Source organism: Parasphingorhabdus sp. (assembly GCF_036963705.1).
GTDB lineage: Bacteria > Pseudomonadota > Alphaproteobacteria > Sphingomonadales > Sphingomonadaceae > Parasphingorhabdus.
On record NZ_JBALUT010000004.1, the window covers coordinates 8,764 to 26,907 of the forward strand.

General features: G+C 55.3%; 21 protein-coding genes. 7 read left to right on the plus strand and 14 right to left on the minus strand.

Annotated features, from left to right (window positions below; all coding sequences use genetic code 11):
* Nucleotides 1–788 precede the first annotated feature (788 nt).
* The 8 genes from V7680_RS01455 to V7680_RS01490 form a co-directional block, all read right to left on the minus strand.
* A complete protein-coding gene (locus V7680_RS01455) occupies nt 789–1,565 on the minus strand; it encodes a fimbrial biogenesis chaperone (RefSeq protein WP_335651506.1) in 777 nt (258 codons plus the stop codon).
* 301 nt (nt 1,566–1,866) lie between these two features.
* Nucleotides 1,867–2,358 carry a DUF4402 domain-containing protein gene (locus tag V7680_RS01460; RefSeq protein ID WP_335651507.1) on the minus strand — a complete coding sequence of 164 codons (492 nt, stop codon included), beginning with the start codon at nt 2,356–2,358 and terminating at the stop codon, nt 1,867–1,869.
* Nucleotides 2,359–2,623: 265 nt separating this feature from the next.
* Nucleotides 2,624–3,589 (minus strand): ParB/RepB/Spo0J family partition protein, encoded by a 966-nt coding sequence (locus V7680_RS01465; protein WP_335651582.1) that lies wholly within the window; start codon nt 3,587–3,589, stop codon nt 2,624–2,626.
* Complete coding sequence (locus tag V7680_RS01470) at nt 3,589–4,371, minus strand: ParA family protein (RefSeq protein WP_335651508.1); 783 nt, start codon at nt 4,369–4,371, stop codon at nt 3,589–3,591. The genes V7680_RS01465 and V7680_RS01470 overlap by 1 nt, the downstream gene beginning before the upstream one ends.
* Nucleotides 4,372–4,399: 28 nt before the next feature.
* On the minus strand, nt 4,400–5,017 hold the full coding sequence (gene rsmG / locus V7680_RS01475; RefSeq protein WP_335651509.1) for a 16S rRNA (guanine(527)-N(7))-methyltransferase RsmG: 618 nt from the start codon (nt 5,015–5,017) through the stop codon (nt 4,400–4,402).
* On the minus strand, nt 5,014–6,879 hold the full coding sequence (gene mnmG / locus V7680_RS01480) for a tRNA uridine-5-carboxymethylaminomethyl(34) synthesis enzyme MnmG (protein ID WP_335651510.1): 1,866 nt from the start codon (nt 6,877–6,879) through the stop codon (nt 5,014–5,016). Before mnmG ends, rsmG begins: the two co-directional genes overlap by 4 nt.
* A gap of 73 nt (nt 6,880–6,952) precedes the next feature.
* Nucleotides 6,953–8,251: a tRNA uridine-5-carboxymethylaminomethyl(34) synthesis GTPase MnmE gene (mnmE, locus tag V7680_RS01485; RefSeq protein ID WP_335651583.1), complete on the minus strand. Its 1,299-nt coding sequence runs from the start codon at nt 8,249–8,251 to the stop codon at nt 6,953–6,955.
* A gap of 15 nt (nt 8,252–8,266) precedes the next feature.
* Entirely contained in the window at nt 8,267–8,539 is a 273-nt protein-coding gene (locus V7680_RS01490) for a DUF6489 family protein (protein WP_335651511.1), read from the minus strand.
* A 132-nt stretch (nt 8,540–8,671) separates the two neighbouring features.
* Here V7680_RS01490 and V7680_RS01495 point away from each other — a divergent pair, with 132 nt between their 5' ends.
* Nucleotides 8,672–9,370, plus strand: a complete 699-nt coding sequence (locus V7680_RS01495; protein ID WP_335651584.1) for a dienelactone hydrolase family protein — start codon at nt 8,672–8,674, stop codon at nt 9,368–9,370.
* On the plus strand, nt 9,367–9,768 hold the full coding sequence (locus tag V7680_RS01500) for a nuclear transport factor 2 family protein (protein WP_335651512.1): 402 nt from the start codon (nt 9,367–9,369) through the stop codon (nt 9,766–9,768). The genes V7680_RS01495 and V7680_RS01500 overlap by 4 nt, the downstream gene beginning before the upstream one ends.
* 80 nt (nt 9,769–9,848) lie before the next feature.
* Here V7680_RS01500 and V7680_RS01505 read toward each other — a convergent pair whose 3' ends face one another.
* The 6 genes from V7680_RS01505 to hemE form a co-directional block, all read right to left on the minus strand.
* The gene (locus V7680_RS01505; protein ID WP_335651513.1) at nt 9,849–10,301 is read right to left on the minus strand and encodes an AAA family ATPase; all 453 of its coding nucleotides are present in this window, start codon (nt 10,299–10,301) and stop codon (nt 9,849–9,851) included.
* On the minus strand, nt 10,298–11,026 hold the full coding sequence (locus V7680_RS01510; protein WP_335651514.1) for a YjbE family putative metal transport protein: 729 nt from the start codon (nt 11,024–11,026) through the stop codon (nt 10,298–10,300). The genes V7680_RS01505 and V7680_RS01510 overlap by 4 nt, the downstream gene beginning before the upstream one ends.
* A complete protein-coding gene (locus V7680_RS01515) occupies nt 11,019–11,318 on the minus strand; it encodes an antibiotic biosynthesis monooxygenase family protein (protein ID WP_335651515.1) in 300 nt (99 codons plus the stop codon). The genes V7680_RS01510 and V7680_RS01515 overlap by 8 nt, the downstream gene beginning before the upstream one ends.
* A gap of 18 nt (nt 11,319–11,336) precedes the next feature.
* Entirely contained in the window at nt 11,337–12,593 is a 1,257-nt protein-coding gene (rho, locus tag V7680_RS01520; protein ID WP_335651516.1) for a transcription termination factor Rho, read from the minus strand.
* 145 nt (nt 12,594–12,738) lie between these two features.
* A complete protein-coding gene (locus V7680_RS01525) occupies nt 12,739–13,182 on the minus strand; it encodes a CopD family protein (protein WP_335651517.1) in 444 nt (147 codons plus the stop codon).
* Nucleotides 13,179–14,213 carry a uroporphyrinogen decarboxylase gene (hemE, locus tag V7680_RS01530; protein ID WP_335651518.1) on the minus strand — a complete coding sequence of 345 codons (1,035 nt, stop codon included), beginning with the start codon at nt 14,211–14,213 and terminating at the stop codon, nt 13,179–13,181. The genes V7680_RS01525 and hemE overlap by 4 nt, the downstream gene beginning before the upstream one ends.
* Nucleotides 14,214–14,514: 301 nt before the next feature.
* Here hemE and V7680_RS01535 point away from each other — a divergent pair, with 301 nt between their 5' ends.
* From V7680_RS01535 to dnaQ, 5 genes are read left to right on the plus strand one after another with little or no spacing between them, the layout of a single operon-like run.
* Nucleotides 14,515–15,360 (plus strand): pyruvate, water dikinase regulatory protein, encoded by an 846-nt coding sequence (locus V7680_RS01535; RefSeq protein ID WP_335651519.1) that lies wholly within the window; start codon nt 14,515–14,517, stop codon nt 15,358–15,360.
* Nucleotide 15,361: 1 nt separating this feature from the next.
* Nucleotides 15,362–15,958, plus strand: a complete 597-nt coding sequence (locus V7680_RS01540) for a Maf family protein (RefSeq protein ID WP_335651585.1) — start codon at nt 15,362–15,364, stop codon at nt 15,956–15,958.
* The gene (aroE, locus tag V7680_RS01545; RefSeq protein WP_335651520.1) at nt 15,955–16,773 is read left to right on the plus strand and encodes a shikimate dehydrogenase; all 819 of its coding nucleotides are present in this window, start codon (nt 15,955–15,957) and stop codon (nt 16,771–16,773) included. Before V7680_RS01540 ends, aroE begins: the two co-directional genes overlap by 4 nt.
* Nucleotides 16,770–17,384, plus strand: a complete 615-nt coding sequence (gene coaE, locus V7680_RS01550; protein WP_335651521.1) for a dephospho-CoA kinase — start codon at nt 16,770–16,772, stop codon at nt 17,382–17,384. Before aroE ends, coaE begins: the two co-directional genes overlap by 4 nt.
* 27 nt (nt 17,385–17,411) lie before the next feature.
* Nucleotides 17,412–18,107 carry a DNA polymerase III subunit epsilon gene (dnaQ, locus tag V7680_RS01555; RefSeq protein WP_335651522.1) on the plus strand — a complete coding sequence of 232 codons (696 nt, stop codon included), beginning with the start codon at nt 17,412–17,414 and terminating at the stop codon, nt 18,105–18,107.
* The last annotated feature ends 37 nt before the right edge of the window (nt 18,108–18,144 follow it).

Genomic DNA, 18,144 nt, shown 5'->3' on the forward strand with positions numbered 1-18,144 from the left:
TTTGCCGACCTCCCCGGACGCATATAGTTCGTAGCGCAGGTCGAATTGCTGACCCGAGCGCTTGTCTTTCAGACCACCGACCGAAGCCACTGCATCCACCGAGGGGGTACGCCAGAATTTATAAGGTTCTGAAGACTGCGGCAGGGCGGACAGGTCAAAATTATTGCGAGGGCGGATCTTGGCGGCCTGTTCCTTGCGCTTCAGCGCCCGTTCGAAGGGTAGTTCGCTATCCGACTTGATCGTCAACAGCGCATTGGACAGATCGGGCACAAATTTGATATCAAACCAATCCGACAGGCTCTTCACATTAACGCACCAGCCCTCAGGTACGTCATGGATCTGCCCAGATCGCAATTTTGCCTCTTCGTTCACCTTTTGTACTATATTACTGTCACGATCAATGGTGAGCGTCTGGTTCTCCGTAAAGATCCAGCCAGTTGCGCGGCGCGACTTCTTGTCAAGACGGAGCGGAATATCCATCGCCATGATGATATCGGCAAGGTCAACGCACACGCCAGCATCGGTTTGATAACCTCTGACCCCGTCTCCGAGGCGATAATTGCCCGAGCGCAAGTCGAATAGCAGTGCATCGTCGTCGCTCGCTGTCCAGTCGCTGGCAGCATGGGCCGGGGGCGCCAGAAACAGCGAAGCCGCCGAGATCGCGGTGATCCCTGCGGCTTTGACCAGGGCATCAAGGCCCCGGCCGATTATATTATGTCGCTGTCTCATCATTCCCATCATGACTTAGTGACGGCGTGAAGCCTCACTAAGTTATTGATATAAAATGCTTATCTAAGTACCATGTCGGTCTTGGCGATAAGTCCGCCACCATCATTGGCGGGTTCGTAATATTCAACCGAGACGGCGCCTTTGAGCTGCGCGGCCACTTCCGGTGGTACCGGCAGGATGACTTTACGCTGATTAACTTCTGGATAGACCGCAATACCACGGGCTACCAATACCGGCTCGCTTAATCCCGGTTTGGTAACCCGGATTTCGCCAAATACCGACCGATCTCCTGATCGATTTAGGTCGAAGGTCAGCGCCTGACCATCGGGATCCTTTTCCATCTTGCCATTGGCGATTGCAGCGGTGGCCTGCAAATTTCCCTGACGGATGATCACAGGAATGGTCACGCCGTAAATTGGCGTCAGGGCTATTGAGAAGCCCCCGTCAGGGACTTTTTGGTCGGTGACCGAACGAGCGGCGGGAATAGCGCGGAACAGAAGATGAGCGCGATATTCTCCGTCTGGCAGACCTTCAGGAGCCCGCACACCAAGGCGGATCGCCTGGGGCTGGTTCGGCGGCAGCGTCACTCTGCGCGGCGCATAGCGGATCATGGCCTTGGCGGCCTGTTCGATCTGGTTCTCCTGCTCTTCGCTGACATCCTCCAGACGACCTTCCGGGGTCATCCTGCGCAATTCTATTGAAATCCGGTACGTCGCTGTTTCCGAACCGATATTATTGAGTATCACTTCGGTCCCACGCTGGCCATCAAGGACGACCCGAGTTGGTGCGACTAAAAGATCGCCCGCTGCGTGGGCCGGCACAGATGGCATTGCCATAGCTGACGCCAAGGCGCCCAATCCGATGCAACAACTTTTCAGCAATTTGAGACTCTGGATGGTCATGATATTCTCCGGCTTTAACTGGTCATTCGGAGAGGCCTGTTTTGGTCGCCTGTCCCCACAGATCCCTTATGATCAAAGAGGGTTACCAAAGCGCTAACCAAGGGCGATTTTAGATGACCATCAGCGGAAATGGCGGGCGAGTTGGGACCCAACAGAAAAACCCGTTCGCGACTGGTGTCACGAACGGGCTCTTCATCAGTCCCTATCATCGGCCACTCGGCCGATGGTCTAGTTTTTAGTTGTAGTTTACGGTAACATTGAAGGTACCAACATAAGCACCATCAGCCTGATTGGCACCGACGTTGAGCAAACCGCCAACGTTGAAAGAGCCTACGCCACCGGTCAACGTCATCGTCGAAACGCTGGAAACGATATTCGCAACCATGCTGTTCCCGCCGCTGTTCAGCGTAACGTTTGGATCAGACGCAACGCTGACGGTTTGGCCGTCGGTTCCGGTTACGTCAAAACCTGCAGCAGAAAAGGCACCCGAACATACAAGTCCGGCACCACAGGCAAGGCCGCCGGCGCTGACCGAAACGGTAGAAGCCGCTGCGCCACTAACGATCGTGCCGAAGTCAAGATCGCTGCCATCAGAAGTAACGGTAACCTGTTGCAGGATGTTTGCACGCGCATCAGCGGTATCGGTTGCAGCATTGGCAGCAGTCGCGCCCATGACAGATGCAGCAAGCACGGAAGAAGCCAAAGCGGCTTTCATAAATTTAGACATAAGTTCTGGTCCCTATTTTTTTTCAACATTGAAAGAGCGCACGCGGTGCATCCTGGTCAAACCCACTGACCAGAACGTCGCCAGAGCCAACATTCAAGTTCGCTTATCCAAGGGAAAGGATAAGACTTTGCTGCCAGTCATGGTTAAATTTTCGCTAACCTACTAAAATACTGAAAAATATAGATAATCTGAAGATTTCATGCTTCGGAATTCTAGCAATTCGGCATCAACAGCGATGAGATTTCGATGTGATAGTGGCCTGATATTATATATGTTCACCGGTGAGACGCTGGCAAATCAGGTCGAGTTGGTCGAGATTCGCATATTCGATCGACATTGCTCCGCCCTGCCCGTTCGACTGGATATTTACTTTCAAACCAAGCAGATCACCGAGATGCGTTTCCAGCGCCTGGATATCGGCGTCAGCTTCCGACATCAAAGCCTGTTTTTTTGCGGATACAGGTTTGTCACCGGCCAGCGATTTACGGACCAACCGCTCGACGTCCCGGACTGACAGCCCCTGTTTGACAATTTGAGGTGCCAATTCACCGGCATTAGGCGCATTGATCAGTGCACGAGCGTGGCCCATCGATAATTTCTCTTCGACGACGAGTGTCTTCACGCTATCCGGCAGTTCGAGCAAACGCATCAGATTGGCGATATGACTCCGCGACTTCCCGACAATCTCTGCCAGTCTCGACTGGCTATGCCCGAAATCAACACTCAGCTTGGCATAAGCCTCTGCTTCCTCAATCGCATTGAGGTCCTTGCGCTGGACGTTCTCGACGATAGCGATCTCGAGTGTCTCTTCGTCACTCAGACTGCGGACCACAGCGGGTATCTGGTGCAGGCGAGCGCGCTGTGCGGCTCTCCAGCGACGTTCGCCGGCAACAATCTGGAACGTTTTGCCATGAGGACGCACGACAATCGGCTGAATTACGCCGCGTTGCCGCATACTGTCGGCCAGCTCGTCGAGCGCGTCGGTATTGAACGTCTGGCGCGGCTGATCGGGGTTGGGCCGGATGTCGGAAACCGCGATCGAGCGCAGCCCGTCAATGACGGTGCCGGACGCTTGCTCCGTGCCACCACCGTCGGCGCCAGACTGCGGAGAAGTTATGATCGGCTCTTCCCGCTGGATATCTCCGAACAGGCTATTGAGTCCCCTGCCCAGTCCGGTAACGCGCTTCGGTGCTTTCTTGTTCGTGTCTTGTTGGGCTTTGTCCTCAGCCATCATGCGGCTACCTTTCTATCCGGCAAGCGTCCGATCAGTTCGCGAGCAAGGTCGATATAGGCGACCGAGCCGCTGCAACGATAATCATAGATCAGGGCAGGAAGACCGTGGCTGGGCGCCTCGGAAAGGCGAACATTGCGCGGGATCACGGTGTCGAACACCACATCACCCAGACACGCCCGAACATCGTCGGACACTTGTTCGGTGAGCTTGTTGCGCCGGTCATACATCGTTAGAACCACGCCCATCACCGAAAGCTGGCGATTGAAACGCGCGCGAATCCGCTCGACGGTTTGCAGCAATTGACTCAGCCCCTCCAGAGCGAAAAACTCGCATTGCAGCGGAACCAGGAGGGATTCCACGGCGACCATGGCGTTGAGCGTGAGAAGGCCGAGCGAAGGCGGGCAATCGATCAGGCAAATATCCCAACGGCCATTATCGGCGCTGTCCAAAGCTTTTTTCAAACGGTGGGTCCGCTCTTCGAAGCCGACCAGTTCGACTTCGGCGCCGGAAAGATCGACAGTTGCGGGTACAATTTCGAGCCCCGGAACTTTGGTCTGATTGATACAATCGGCCAGAGGCACATCATTGATCAGCAAATCATAGCTGCTGTTGACCCGATCACCTTGCGATAACCCGAGGCCGGTCGATGCATTTCCTTGCGGGTCAAGATCGATCAGCAATACTTTCCAGCCCGTAGCTGCCAGCGCTGTGGCCATATTAATTGCTGTAGTTGTCTTGCCTACGCCGCCTTTTTGATTGGCTATCGCGATACGAACCATGGTCTGTTCAGCCCTATAAAATAGGTTTCTAGCCCTTTCCCACCAAGATTCCGGCGTTCGGATCCGTCAAACTATGTTCCACGTGGAACATTTTTTGTCGTTTTGGCGACAGGCCTTTAAGTTCTCTTACCGCATTTTTGCCTTTCGGTAAGAGCCAAATCGTATTTTCTGTGGAAAAGCGGTGCGAAAGTGCGATGAGACGATCAAGTGGCGCGAAGGCGCGGGCACTGATTACGTCTGCCGGAAAGCTTTCCATATTCTCCAACCGATCAGCAATGACCTTTGCACGGCCTCCGATCCCGGTCTGTTCGACCACGTGAGAAAGAAACTCCGCGCGGCGTTTCCGGGACTCGACCATCTGTACCTGAAAGGGCGTCAATATCGCTATGATGATCCCCGGGAAGCCGGCCCCAGTACCGAGATCAAGCCAGATTTTTCCCGCTTCTGGAGCCGGTGCGTAGCGCAGCAATTGGGCGCTATCGACAATGTGCCGGGCCCACAAGCTATCAGCGCTGGTCTTCGAAATGAGGTTCTGCCGCTGCATCTCGTCGCGCAACATCGCGCTGAATGTTTCAAGCTGTTGCCATGTTTCACGTGAAACATCATATTCTGCGCGAAGCCAGGCCTGCGCCTCTTCTTCCGTCATGCGGCGATATTCCTTGAATCCCGGCGACGGGCGTGGACGAGAATGGCGGCGAGCGCTGCGGGCGTAATGCCCCTGATCCGTGATGCGGCGGCCAATGTATCTGGCCGCGCTGTGGTCAGCCTTTCAACCATCTCGTTGGAAAGCCCGGCGATGACGGCATAGTCCATATCGTCGCCAAGGCGAATTTGCTCATTGGCGCGTAGATCGCGCAACTCCGATTCCTGCCGTTCGAGATAGGGCGCATAGCGCGCATCCTCCTCAATCTCGGCCATCAGGTCGGGATTGCCGGTCTTCAAACATGCTTCCAAATCTTCCAATGAAGCGATGCTGATATTCGGAAAACGCAGCCATTGGAACAGGCCCTGCTTGGTGCCGTCACGCCGGACGTTGATCCCGAGCTTCACGAGATCTTCGCTTGAATAGACAGTTTCGAGCGCTGCAAAAATATTATTACGCGCTCGCTGACGGTCGCCAAACCAGGCGGTCCGTTCCGCATCAACGCAACCCAGAGCTATCGCTATCGGGGTCAATCTGGTCGACGCATTGTCCGCCCGCAACCGCAATCGATATTCCGCTCTGGCCGTCAACATCCGATAAGGTTCCGTGACACCCTGCAACACCAGATCGTCGATCATCACCGCCATGTAGCTGGTGCCACGATCGAGCATTGGCGCGTCCTTGCCCTGCAGCAGACATGCGGCACCAATACCCGCGATCAGCCCTTGAGCAGCGGCTTCTTCATAACCGGTGGTTCCGTTGATCTGCCCGGCGCAATAAAGCCCTTCCAGATCACGGACCTTCAGTGACCGGTCGAGGGCGCGTGGATCGATATGATCATATTCCACCGCATAGCCGGGAACGATGATCTCGGCATTCTCCAGTCCGTCCATGCTGCGCACGAAGGCGAGCTGAACGTCGGCGGGCAATGAGGTACTGATCCCGTTCGGATAGACGAGATTGGTATCGAGGCCCTCTGGCTCGAGAAAAACTTGGTGCGAATCGCGATCGGCGAAGCGGTGAATCTTGTCCTCGATCGAAGGGCAATAGCGTGGCCCCTGCGCGTCGATCGCGCCGCTGAACAAGGGGGAGCGATCAAGCGATCCGCGGATGATTTCATGGGTCTCGGCATTGGTCCGGCTAACCGCACAAAATGTCTGCGCTACCGTCCGCCCTTTCGAGAGCGGCGACATCGTCCAGCCGTCATCGTCCGATGGCTGCTCGGGCAAGACCGCCCAGTTGATCGTCCGGCCGTCAATTCGCGGGGGCGTTCCGGTTTTCAGACGCGCTATCGGCAGTCCTGCATCACGGATCTGTTGACCCAGCGAAACCGAAGCGGCCTCGCCTGTACGTCCGCCCTCATGCCGCTCCTCGCCGCGAAACAATTTCCCGTTGAGAAATGTACCGGTGGCGAGGATGACGGCCTTGGCATTGATCGTCGATCCGTCGGCCATGACGATTCCGCTGACCCGCGATTCCGACAAGACGAGACTGGCCACTTCGCCCTCGACGATGGTCAGATTGTCCTGGGCTTCGAGCATCCTGTGAATCGCCGCCTTATAGAGCTTGCGATCTGCCTGAACCCGCGGCCCCTGCACGGCGGTGCCCTTGGAAAGATTGAGCATGCGATAATGGATCGCGGCGGCATCCGCGGCGCGTCCGATCAGCCCGTCAAAGGCATCGACTTCCCGCACCAGATGGCCCTTGCCGAGTCCGCCGATCGCCGGGTTACAGGACATCGCCCCGATGCTTTCGCGGGTGAAGCTGACCAACGCGGTAGACGCACCCATGCGCGCCGCAACAGCGGCAGCCTCGCAACCGGCATGGCCTCCGCCAACCACAATGATGTCAAATTCTTGGCTCATGCTGCGGCCCATAGCTCAAGCCGGATTGCAGGTCAAAATCTACCGGTGCCCTCTGCTGTTCCACGTGGAACAATCATTTCCCGATGCAGAATTTTCCGAACAGTCCGTCGAGCATATCTTCGGTGCTAGCGGTGCCGGTGATTTCATCGAGCGCCTTGCGGGCCATCCGCAGATGTTCCGCGACAATCAGATAGTCCGCTTCATTGATGATCCCAGCCAGATTGTCCCAGGCCATTGAAAGAAGATTGGCCTGACGCGCATTGATGCTGACCTGGTCACCATCGGGGAGAATGTCTTTCGCCCGTACGATCAGATGATCGACCAATGCGTCCATGCCCTGACCGCTAACCGGCGACAAGGTGAAGGCGGCACTGGCTTTTGGCTCGTGCTCAGGATGGTCGCAGCGGGAACTGATTTCGATCAGATTGTCCTGCGCCGGTCCCTGCCCTTCGTCTCCAAGCCACAAAATAATATCCGATGCAGCAAATTGTTGATGCGCCCGGTCGATACCGATCTGCTCGATGGTCTCCGCACCGCTCTCGCGAACGCCGGCAGTGTCGATGAAAAGAAACGGGATGCCGCCGAGTGCAATCGGCACCTCGATGACATCGCGTGTGGTTCCGGCGATATCCGAGACGATGGCCGCTTCGCGTTCGACCAGCGCATTGAGCAATGTCGACTTGCCGCTATTGGGTGGACCGCCGAGCACCACTCTGATGCCATCTCGTAATTTTTCAGCGCGGGGTCGCTCCAGAAGGTTTCGCATTTCGTCGACCAGTGGTCGCGCGCTGTTCTGGACCGCTGCCGCCTGCTCCGGCACAACATCATCCTCGTCGGAGAAGTCCAGCTCTGCTTCGACCCTGGCCGACAGCGCGAGGATCTGTTGCTGCCAGTCATCCACTTTGCGAGATAAAGCGCCACCGGCATTGCGGACCGCCGCCTTGCGCTGCAATTCGGTTTCGGCGAACAAGAGATCGGACAGGCCTTCGGCTTCCGCCAGATCCATTTTACCATGGGTGAAAGCTCTTCGGGTAAATTCCCCCGGCTCTGCCTTGCGCAAACCATCAATCTGTTCCAGCGCCGCTTCTATCGCCCGGATGACCGCGCGGCCGCCATGGCAGTGAATCTCGGCCAGATCTTCACCCGTGGCGCTATTCGGCCCCGGGAACCACAGGCATAAAGCTGAATCCAGCAGCTCCCCGTTAACCATATTGGTAATATTATGTAGCTCAGCAACACGCGGTTCTGGTAAATTACCGGTGAGGGATTTCAGCGCCTGCCCTGCTCGCGGCCCGCTGATCCGCAGGATTCCTATGGCCGCCGGCGGTTGTCCGCTGGACAATGCGAAAATTGTATCATCAGCGGACAACATCACGGAAAGCGGTAGCTAGTCGTTCTTTTTCTTGGTCGACGTGGATTTTCCGCCGCCCGATGCAGCGCCCATGGCCCCGGTCAGGAAGGATGAAAACATCTTCAGACCCGCCTCGCCCATTGGCGCGATGATCTTGGTGAAATTCTGCAATTGCTCGACCGAATTGGCACCCTGCAGGAATTTCGACATTTCCTGAACATAGCTTTCGTTGAGTTTCGCGACGTCGGGCAAGCCGATCAAGCGGCGCGCCTCTTCCGGTGTGCAGTCCAGTTCAACGCTGACTTTCATTATATATTCCTCTGTTTGGCCATTGCAGCGAAGTTCCCCCTCCATGCAACAGGTTGATGTTCGACCTTGCCTGCCTCTGATATGGGGATATTGTAACCAAAGAATCAAGACATGATGCAAAGGAACGACAAGATGGGCGCGATCGAACAAGTGAAAACATTGACCGGAAATGCAGAATTCCCCTGCTATGTTGCGAACCCCGATGGCAAAGCCAGCGCCGCGATCATCGTCATTCAGGAAATTTTCGGAGTAAATGAAGGCATCCGCGCCAAATGCGATCATTGGGCCAGTCTCGGCTATCTCGCAATAGCGCCCGATCTGTTCTGGCGGATCAACGAGGGCACCGATCTCGACGCCGATGTGCCGGAAGAGTTCCAGACCGCGCTCGATCTGATGGGAAAATTCAATCAGGATCAGGGCATCCGCGATATCGAGGCGGCAATCCATTTTGCCCAGACCGAAATCGGCAGCCACAAGGTCGGCTGCGTCGGTTACTGCCTCGGCGGACGGCTTGCCTTCATGACCGCGGCTCGGACAGATATCAGAGCGTCTGTCGGCTATTATGGTGTCGGTATCGACGGATTGCTCGATGAGAAACACGCGATTGCGCACGAAGTGATGCTCCACATACCCACCAACGACGGTTTTGTCCCGGCCGATGCGCAAGCAGCAATGCACGCCGGACTGGACGATCATCCAAAGGTGACATTGTACGATTATGAAGGACTCGACCACGGCTTTGCCGCCCAATTTGGCGCGCGCCGCGACGAAGCTGCCGCGACATTGGCCGACAGCCGTACCGAAGCCTTTTTCAAGGAGCATCTGGCATGAGCGCACACGACAATCTGAAAATATGGCACGACCGGATGGAAAGCAAAAGCCCGGAAGAGCTAAGCGCGCAGATTGCCGATGATGCGGTGTTCCACTCCCCTGTCGTCCACACGCCGCAATCGGGCAAACCGCTGGTCATGGCCTATTTATCGGCCGCTGATAATGTGCTCGGTAACGACAGCTTCCGCTATGTCCGCGAAATTGTCGACGAGAGTGTCAATATGGCGATGCTCGAGTTCACGCTCGAGCTCGATGGTATCCAGGTCAACGGCGTCGACATCATCAGCTGGAATGACGATGGCAAGATCCAGGATTTCAAGGTCATGATCCGCCCGCTGAAAGCGATCAACAAGGTCTGGGAAGAAATGGGCAAGATGCTGGAGACGAAGAAGGGTTAGACTAACCGCCCCTTCACGAACAGTGCCCGTTCCTCGACGCTGGTTTTCGGCAGTTCGACCAGATCATAGCCATATTCTGTCTACGCAGCCGTCACCGCATGATAAGTCGCTTTGGCTTCATGCCAATCCTGAATGCGATCCGGATCGCCGTGGTAGATTTCTCTCCACGGCGGGGCGACAAACACCGGGCCGGAATATCGGTGTTCGCGGCATGCCTGATCCAGTTCCTCGGGTTTCGCAAAACCCATCAGATCGAGAAATCCCGCGTTGTCGGGAAAGCCCCGATCGAACAGCCATGTCCGATTGGATGAACTGGCCGTTCCGAATTTTTCGAGATCCAGTTTCAATATTTCCAGTGAATAAGACTGCGGATCATGCATCCGCAAGTCATGACCATTGGTTAGCGACAAAATTTCACGACCGGACTCGCTACCAATCGCGATTCCTTCCTCCGATAATTTCGCGCAAAGCGTAGTTTTTCCGGATCCAGGGCCGCCGGTGATGACCGCTATTTTTGCCTTGTTCAGTGTCACCCGAACAGCGTCAAAACACCAATCGTTTGCTCGTCACCTACCAGACCTGAGTAAATCATCTTGCCGGCGACATAGACGATAACCGCCAGTCCCAGATAGGCAATCCACTTGTAGCGCTCGATATATTTGGCGATCACATTGGCAGCCAGACCCATTAGCGCGACCGACAACAGCAGGCCGATTACCAATATCCCCGGATGCTCTCGCGCCGCGCCAGCCACGCCAAGGACATTGTCGAGGCTCATCGATACGTCCGCTGCGGTAACGGCCCATACGGCCGCCCAGAAGCTTCTCTGCGCCTTTACACCGCTGCGTTCGTCGCCTTCAATCTCTTCCGATCCGGGAGATTCGCCTTCGTGGAAAATCTCGCGGTAAAAACTCCAGCCAACCCAGAGCAGCAACAAACCACCAGCCAGCACCAGACCGACAATCTGCAACAATTGCACGACGATCAGCGCAAACAGGATGCGCAATATCAGCGCGGCCGCAATACCGATCAGAATGACCTTGCGCCGCTGTTCTGCCGGCAAGCCGCCAGCCAATGCGCCGACGACGATTGCGTTGTCCGCTGCAAATACCAGATCGATCAGCACCACCTGCCCGAAAGCCGCGAGGGCCGCCGGAGATCCGATGTTCGAGAAATCATGGACAATCGCTGCCCAGATATCTGAAACAGAACCAAGGCCGGTTGCGACAGCGGACAAAAAGGGGAGAAGTTCAATCATGGAAAATAGAAGGTCCGTAATAGTTCACGACCGGCATAGGGTCATAGAATCTGTGAAGCAAGATGCGCCATTGTTGATAATCGTCTGACTGGCGAAATCGTTCCCGATGTGATTCAATCCGGTCCCAAATAATCAGCAACAAATAGCGATGCGGATCATCTGATGACGGCCTTATTTCGATGGACTGAAAACCGGGCTGCCGGGCTACCAGCGGTCTGGCCTTCGCCATCGCCGCTTCAAAATTCTCCGATTGCCCTGGCCGAACCTGCAATATGGCATGTTCCAGTATCATCAGGGCAATCCGGAGATTTTACTGATTCATACTGTCGAAGAAATCGTCATTGGATTTGGAATCCTTCATCTTGTCGAGTAGGAATTCCATCGCGTCGATCGTGCCCATTTGCATGAGGATACGGCGCAGGACCCACATTTTCTTGAGCTTCTCGTCCTCGACCAGCAATTCTTCCTTACGCGTACCAGACTTGCCGACATCGAGAGCCGGGAAGATACGTTTGTCGGAAACCTTGCGATCCAGAACGATTTCCGAGTTGCCGGTACCCTTGAATTCTTCAAAGATCACTTCGTCCATCCGGCTGCCGGTATCGATCAGCGCGGTAGCAATGATCGACAGCGAACCACCCTCTTCAATATTACGGGCAGCACCGAAAAAGCGCTTCGGGCGCTGCAACGCGTTGGCGTCAACACCACCGGTCAGCACCTTGCCGGAGCTTGGTACGACCGTGTTATAAGCGCGGCCGAGGCGGGTGATGGAATCGAGCAGGATGACAACATCATGCTTGTGCTCAACCAGACGCTTGGCTTTTTCGATCACCATTTCGGCAACCTGCACGTGGCGGGTCGCTGGTTCGTCAAAGGTCGAGCTGATTACTTCGCCCTTCACCGAACGCTGCATGTCGGTAACTTCTTCCGGCCGTTCGTCGATCAGCAAGACCAGCAGATAGACTTCCGGATGATTGTCGGTGATCGCTTTGGCAATATTCTGCAGCAAGACGGTTTTACCGGTCCGTGGCGGAGCGACGATCAAGGCGCGCTGGCCCTTGCCCTGCGGTGCGATGATATCGATCACGCGGGCCGATTTATCTTTGTCGGTCGGATCGAGACTGTCGAGGGTCAGCTTTTCATCCGGATAAAGCGGCGTGAGATTGTCAAAATTCACCCGGTGACGGACGGCGTCGGGCTCGTCAAAATTGATCGCGGTCAGCTTGGTCAGCGCAAAATAACGCTCGCCATCACGCGGCGCGCGAATTTCGCCTTCAACCGTATCGCCGGTGCGCAGACCGAATTTACGGACCTGGTTGGGAGACACGTAAATATCATCGGGACCAGCAAGATAATTGGCTTCCGGTGAGCGCAAGAAACCAAACCCGTCGGTCAGCACTTCGATTGTGCCAAGCCCCATGATCAGTTCGTCCTGATCCGCGAGTTCTTTCAAAATCGCGAACATCAGATCCTGTTTGCGCAGGGTCGACGCGCTTTCGACGCCCAGCTCTTCTGCCATCGAGACGAGACCGGCGGGCGATTTTTCTTTTAATTCTTTTAAATGCATGGAGGTTTATCCAAATAAATTAGGGAGTTATTCTTGTTTTGCATGTGTGCAGCTATTGGCTGTCGACGATGTACATGAAAATTTAACCCGGACGGGCTTTGGCGCTCAATTACGCCTTTGTTTTTTCTGTGTCAACTCAGGCCGATCAAAACGGTTTGATAATCACCAAGATCACGATGATCGCAGCCGCAATACCCGGCACTTCATTGACCAGACGCAGGCCTTTATCCGTCATCGACCGTTCGCCCCGCGCGAGTTTTTTGGAGTAGGCCATCATCCAGCCATGATATCCGGAAAGCGCCAGCACCATCAGCAATTTGGCGTGAAACCAGCCCTGGCTGAACGCGCCGATATTATAAGCGAGCGCCAATCCGACCACCCAGACGATGATCAGTGACGGATTCAAAATGATTTTGCGGAGCTTGCCCTCGCGCTCGATCCATTTGGCGTCTTCGTCCGAACCGACGGCCGATTCCTGATGATAGACGAAGAAGCGCGGCATCATGAACAGCCCCGCCATCCAGAAAATCACGAAGATAAGATGGGCTGATTTCAACCAGAGATAGAGCATGGACAGAATTTCATTCATTGCCTCACAAGTGTAAGCAGCTTTTCAACATGTTCAATGGGCGTGTCCGGTAAAATTCCGTGGCCGAGATTGAAAACATGCGGCCGATCTTCAAACACTTGCAGGATGTGACGGACCGATTTTTCCAACGCTTCGCCCCCGGCAATCAGAGCCAGCGGATCGAGATTGCCTTGCAACGGAAGATCTGCGGGTAGATTTTCATGAGCCCAGACCGGATCAACCGTTTCATCCAGACCAATAGCGCTGGCACCGGTTTCATTGGCATAAGCGACCAATTTGGCGCCGGCACCCTTGGGAAAACCGATGATCGGCAGATCGGGATGAACCACTTTCAGCCTCGATATGATTTCGGCATTGGGCGCGATTACCCATTTCTCAAATTGCGCCGGCGACAAGGATCCCGCCCAGCTGTCGAAAAGCTGCACAGCATCAACACCGGCCTCGATCTGGCCGAGCAGATATTCGACGGTATTTTCGATGATCGCGTTGATCAATTCGGAAAAAGCCGCTTCGTCCTGATAGGCAAAACGCCGTGTGACACCCTGATCCTTGCTGCCTTGCCCGTGGACCATATAGGTCGCGACGGTCCAGGGACTGCCGGCAAAGCCCATGAAGGTGGTTTTGTCGTCGAGCCGTTCGGAGACCCGGCGCACGGTGGCGTATATAGCTTCAAAATGCTCAGGAGCGGCCTCTAGAGACGACAAAGCTGCATCGACCAGCCTTGGTGCCAGCCGGGGTCCCTCTCCGGTCTCAAACCACAATTTCTGGCCCATCGCATGCGGCACGATCAAAATGTCCGAAAACAGGATCGCGCCGTCAAAGCCGAACCGCTTGATCGGCTGCAATGTGACCTCCGCAGCCGCCTCGGCTTCATAGCAAAGCTCGAGAAACCCGCCCTTTTGTGCGCGCAATGCGCGATACTCGGGCAAATAGCGGCCTGCCTGACGCATGAGCCAGACTGGCGTTTGATCGGTCTTCTTGCCGAGCAATGTCTGGAGGAGAATTTTTTGAGAGTCGGTTCCGTTCGGCATAGAAAGACGGTCATCCATTATATTATATAAGTATTTAATTTAAAATTGTTGTTGATGATGGGGCGTGGAAAAGGCGGTAACCCGCCAGCGTCGCAAATACAAACAGATTGACAGGCGGGCCTTAATGAAAATTTAACCGATTCCTAATTTTCATCCCCGCTATCCACAGTCTGTGGATGGAATCTGTCAATGTTGGCCCGCTGTGGATATATTTGCGGGAGTCGGGGATGAATATAGTGGAACCACTTATCCCCAACTTCATCCCTTGCTTTATCCACCGTGAAATCACAAAGCTTAGTCCATGAATAGGCTCCATCTCCATCTGTTATCGGATTCCACCGGCGAGACTCTGGAAAATATCGCCAAGGCGGCGCTTGCCCAGTTTGATGGCGTGGAGATTATCAAGCATTTCTGGCCCATGGTCCGTTCGGAGAAGCATCTCAACCGGATACTGGCCGAAGTCGCGGATAACCCCGGACTGGTCATATTCACCATCGTCAACCGCGATATCAGAGCCAAGCTCGAACGCGAATGCCGGCATCTGGGTCTGCCATCGGTCCCGGCGCTCGATACGGTGACCGACGCATTGTCCAATATGCTAGGGCAGGAAGCCAAGGCGCGGCCTGGCCGCCAGCATGTACTGGACGCCGCCTATTTTGCCCGGGTCGAGGCGATCCAGTTCACGATTGCCCATGATGACGGCATTGGCTGGGAAAATTGGGAAGAGGCCGACATCGTGCTCGCCGGTGTTTCGCGCACCTCCAAAACACCGACCTCCATCTATCTGGCCAATCGCGGGTTCAAGACCGCCAATATTCCGATTGTCCCGGAATCGCCGCCGCCCGATGCCCTGTTTCATCTGAAGAACCCGCTGGTTGTCGGCCTGATCACCGGTGCCTCCCGGCTGGTTCAGGTACGGCGCAATCGCTTGCTTTCGCTCAATCAGGCGCCGGAGACCGATTATGTCAATGAAGAGAAGGTCAAGGCCGAGACTTTATATGCCCAGCGGATGTTTGCTGACAATGGCTGGTCGATGATCGATGTGACCCGACGTTCGATTGAGGAATCCGCTGCTGCGATCATCAACCTATATAACGAACGCCACGTTGCCGACGTAGATAGCGTGAAGGCGGTTCCCGGTGAATGATATGCCCCTGATACTGGCGTCAAGGAGTCAGGCGCGGCTTGCAATGCTGACCGCTGCGGGAGTGCCGGTCGAGGCAATCGCCCCCAATGTTGATGAAGATTCGCTCAAGGACGGGCTGAAAAGCGAGGGTATAACCGCCCGCAATCTTGCAGATGCACTGGCCGAAGCCAAAGCGGTCCGGCTGTCGCGGCGAGCGGGAACCGCACTGGTATTGGGTGCCGACCAGGTACTGGCGCTCGAAGACGGGACGATGCTGGACAAGCCGGTTGATCCTGCCGATGCGATTGCCCACCTGAAACTGCTGTCGGGCAAGAAACACAAGCTGTTCAGTGCCGCGGTGATCGCCGAAGAAGGGCGTCCGGTGTGGCGCCATATCGACATCGCGACGCTTTCGGTACGAAATTTGAGTGACCCATTCATCGAGCAATATGTCAAAGCGGAATGGGACAATATCCGCCATTGCGTCGGCTGTTACGAGATCGAGGGCAGGGGCGCCCAGCTGTTCTCCGCTATCACCGGCAGCCAGTTCACGATCATGGGATTGCCACTTTTGCAATTGCTGGACTATCTTCGCATTCGAGGAATTTTGACGTCATGACCACTAACACTCCCTATGCCGAAGTTATCGGCGATCCGATCGCGCAGAGCAAATCTCCGCTCATCCATAAATTCTGGCTCGAACGGCTGGCGATCGAGGCTGATTATCGCGCCCATCATGTCGTGCCTGCCGATTTGTCGGATTATATAACGCAACGCAGCGCCGATCCGGCCTGGCGAGGCTGCAATGTGACGCTGCCGCATAAAATCGAGATCATGGATCTGGTGAGCGATCCCGGCGGTGTCCGCGACAAGATCGGCGCGATGAACACCATCGTGCGGCAGGAAGATGGCAGTCTGATCGGGACAAATACCGATGCGGCCGGTTTCATGGCCCCGATTGCCGACGGCAACTGGTCGAAAAAACATGCTGTGATCATCGGGGCAGGGGGAGCGGCACGAGCGGTTCTGTTCGCCCTGAAGCAAGTCGGCATTGGTGAAATAACCTTTGTCGCCCGCAACGGATTGAAGGCTACCGGATTGCTGATGCAGGCCTCGATGAAGGGCGGTGTCCTGCCGATGGATGCACGATTGCCCGAAGCGGATATATTGATCAATGCCAGCCCGCTCGGAATGACCGGAAAGCCGCCGCTCGAACTGGATCTTGATCCCTTGCCCAGCGATGCATTGGTTTATGACCTTGTCTATGCGCCGCTAAAGACCGATCTTTTGCGAGCTGCGAAAAAGCGCGATCTGGAGGTAGTCGATGGCCTAGACATGCTGATCGGTCAGGCGGCGCTTGCCTTCGAGCTGTTTTTCGGTGCCACCCCGCCAATGGAAGACGATGCCCAGCTCAGGAAGCTGTTGACCGCATGACGGCACGAACCCGACCTCGACCCTATATCATCGGTCTGACCGGCTCGATCGGGATGGGCAAGTCAACGGTTGCGCAGATGTTTGTCGATGAAAATGTCCCTTTATTCGACGCCGATGCCGCCGTGCATCAATTGCAAGGACCCGGAGGCGCTCTGGTCGATGCGATCGAAGCTTTGTTCCCGGGAACCACGAATAGCCAAGGCGTCGACCGGCAGAAACTGGGCGCTGCAGTGCTCGGTGACCCCGCGGCCTTGAAGCGGCTGGAACAGCTGATTCATCCCGCGGTCGGAGAAATGCGGCTAGCTTTTCTGCAAGACAATGAAGACCAGCCAATGATACTGTTTGACATTCCTCTGCTGTTTGAAAAATCCGGTGGCGAAGGCGTCGATCATATTGTCGTGGTTTCGGCCGGTACGGCGGACCAGCGGGCCCGGGTTCTTGACCGTCCAGGCATGACCGAAGAGCGGTTTGAACAGATAAAAGCATTGCAAATGCCGGACGCGGAAAAGCGTAAAAAAGCGGATTCGGTGATCGATACATCTCTCCCCCTCGAAAAAACACGGCAGCAGGTTCAGAAACTTGTTCAAAATCTGAAAGCATCCCTTGCGTAACCCAATGTTCGGTCCGATATTGAGCTCATGCGGGAAATAATTTTCGACACTGAAACCACCGGCTTTGATCCACAAAATGGTGACCGGATGGTGGAAATCGGCTGCATTGAGATGATCGACCGGATCGAAACCGGGCAGAGCTTTCATTGCTATTATAATCCCGAACGGCCGATGCCAAAGGCGGCAGAGAATGTGCACGGCCTGTCCGATGTGTTTTTATCCGACAAGAAACTGTTCGCACACGGCGCGGAAGAGCTTCTGGCCTTTCTCGGCGATTCAAATCTGGTTGCCCATAATGCCCAGTTTGATTTCAATTTTCTCAACGCCGAGCTCGTCATGTGCGGCTATAAAGAGATTTCGCGGTTTCGCATGATCGACACACTGGCCATTGCCAAATCCAAACATCCCGGCGCCAAATTGTCGCTCGATGCCTTGTGCTCGCGCTATGGTATTGATCGCAGCCACCGGGTGAAGCACGGGGCGCTGCTCGACGCGGAATTACTGACCCAGCTTTATATCGAATTGACTGGCGGGCGGCAGATCGGCCTTGGTCTGGCCGACGACAGTAGTGGTAGTGATTCCACCAATATGAAACCAATCGTTCAGCAAGCGCCGCGTAGACCGTTTATGGCGGTGCGGGAACATCATGCTTCTGCGGATGAACTGGCACGGCACAAAAAGTTCATCGAGGGTATTGAAAGCCCTTTGTGGACAAAGGTTTGAGAGATTTAGGGTTTAAGAGATTTAGGCGTACCGACAA

What these genes read in the sequence shown, in the direction of transcription:
- V7680_RS01455 (WP_335651506.1), bottom strand. Translation starts at nt 1,565, where the DNA reads ATGGCAATGCCATCTGTGCCGGCCCACGCAGCGGGCGATCTTTTAGTC.
- V7680_RS01460 (WP_335651507.1), bottom strand. Translation starts at nt 2,358, where the DNA reads ATGTCTAAATTTATGAAAGCCGCTTTGGCTTCTTCCGTGCTTGCTGCA.
- V7680_RS01465 (WP_335651582.1), bottom strand. Translation starts at nt 3,589, where the DNA reads ATGGCTGAGGACAAAGCCCAACAAGACACGAACAAGAAAGCACCGAAG.
- V7680_RS01470 (WP_335651508.1), bottom strand. Translation starts at nt 4,371, where the DNA reads ATGGTTCGTATCGCGATAGCCAATCAAAAAGGCGGCGTAGGCAAGACA.
- rsmG (WP_335651509.1), bottom strand. Translation starts at nt 5,017, where the DNA reads ATGACGGAAGAAGAGGCGCAGGCCTGGCTTCGCGCAGAATATGATGTT.
- mnmG (WP_335651510.1), bottom strand. Translation starts at nt 6,879, where the DNA reads ATGAGCCAAGAATTTGACATCATTGTGGTTGGCGGAGGCCATGCCGGT.
- mnmE (WP_335651583.1), bottom strand. Translation starts at nt 8,251, where the DNA reads ATGTTGTCCGCTGATGATACAATTTTCGCATTGTCCAGCGGACAACCG.
- V7680_RS01490 (WP_335651511.1), bottom strand. Translation starts at nt 8,539, where the DNA reads ATGAAAGTCAGCGTTGAACTGGACTGCACACCGGAAGAGGCGCGCCGC.
- V7680_RS01495 (WP_335651584.1), top strand. Translation starts at nt 8,672, where the DNA reads ATGGGCGCGATCGAACAAGTGAAAACATTGACCGGAAATGCAGAATTC.
- V7680_RS01500 (WP_335651512.1), top strand. Translation starts at nt 9,367, where the DNA reads ATGAGCGCACACGACAATCTGAAAATATGGCACGACCGGATGGAAAGC.
- V7680_RS01510 (WP_335651514.1), bottom strand. Translation starts at nt 11,026, where the DNA reads ATGATTGAACTTCTCCCCTTTTTGTCCGCTGTCGCAACCGGCCTTGGT.
- V7680_RS01515 (WP_335651515.1), bottom strand. Translation starts at nt 11,318, where the DNA reads ATGATACTGGAACATGCCATATTGCAGGTTCGGCCAGGGCAATCGGAG.
- rho (WP_335651516.1), bottom strand. Translation starts at nt 12,593, where the DNA reads ATGCATTTAAAAGAATTAAAAGAAAAATCGCCCGCCGGTCTCGTCTCG.
- V7680_RS01525 (WP_335651517.1), bottom strand. Translation starts at nt 13,182, where the DNA reads ATGAATGAAATTCTGTCCATGCTCTATCTCTGGTTGAAATCAGCCCAT.
- hemE (WP_335651518.1), bottom strand. Translation starts at nt 14,213, where the DNA reads ATGCCGAACGGAACCGACTCTCAAAAAATTCTCCTCCAGACATTGCTC.
- V7680_RS01535 (WP_335651519.1), top strand. Translation starts at nt 14,515, where the DNA reads ATGAATAGGCTCCATCTCCATCTGTTATCGGATTCCACCGGCGAGACT.
- V7680_RS01540 (WP_335651585.1), top strand. Translation starts at nt 15,362, where the DNA reads ATGCCCCTGATACTGGCGTCAAGGAGTCAGGCGCGGCTTGCAATGCTG.
- aroE (WP_335651520.1), top strand. Translation starts at nt 15,955, where the DNA reads ATGACCACTAACACTCCCTATGCCGAAGTTATCGGCGATCCGATCGCG.
- coaE (WP_335651521.1), top strand. Translation starts at nt 16,770, where the DNA reads ATGACGGCACGAACCCGACCTCGACCCTATATCATCGGTCTGACCGGC.
- dnaQ (WP_335651522.1), top strand. Translation starts at nt 17,412, where the DNA reads ATGCGGGAAATAATTTTCGACACTGAAACCACCGGCTTTGATCCACAA.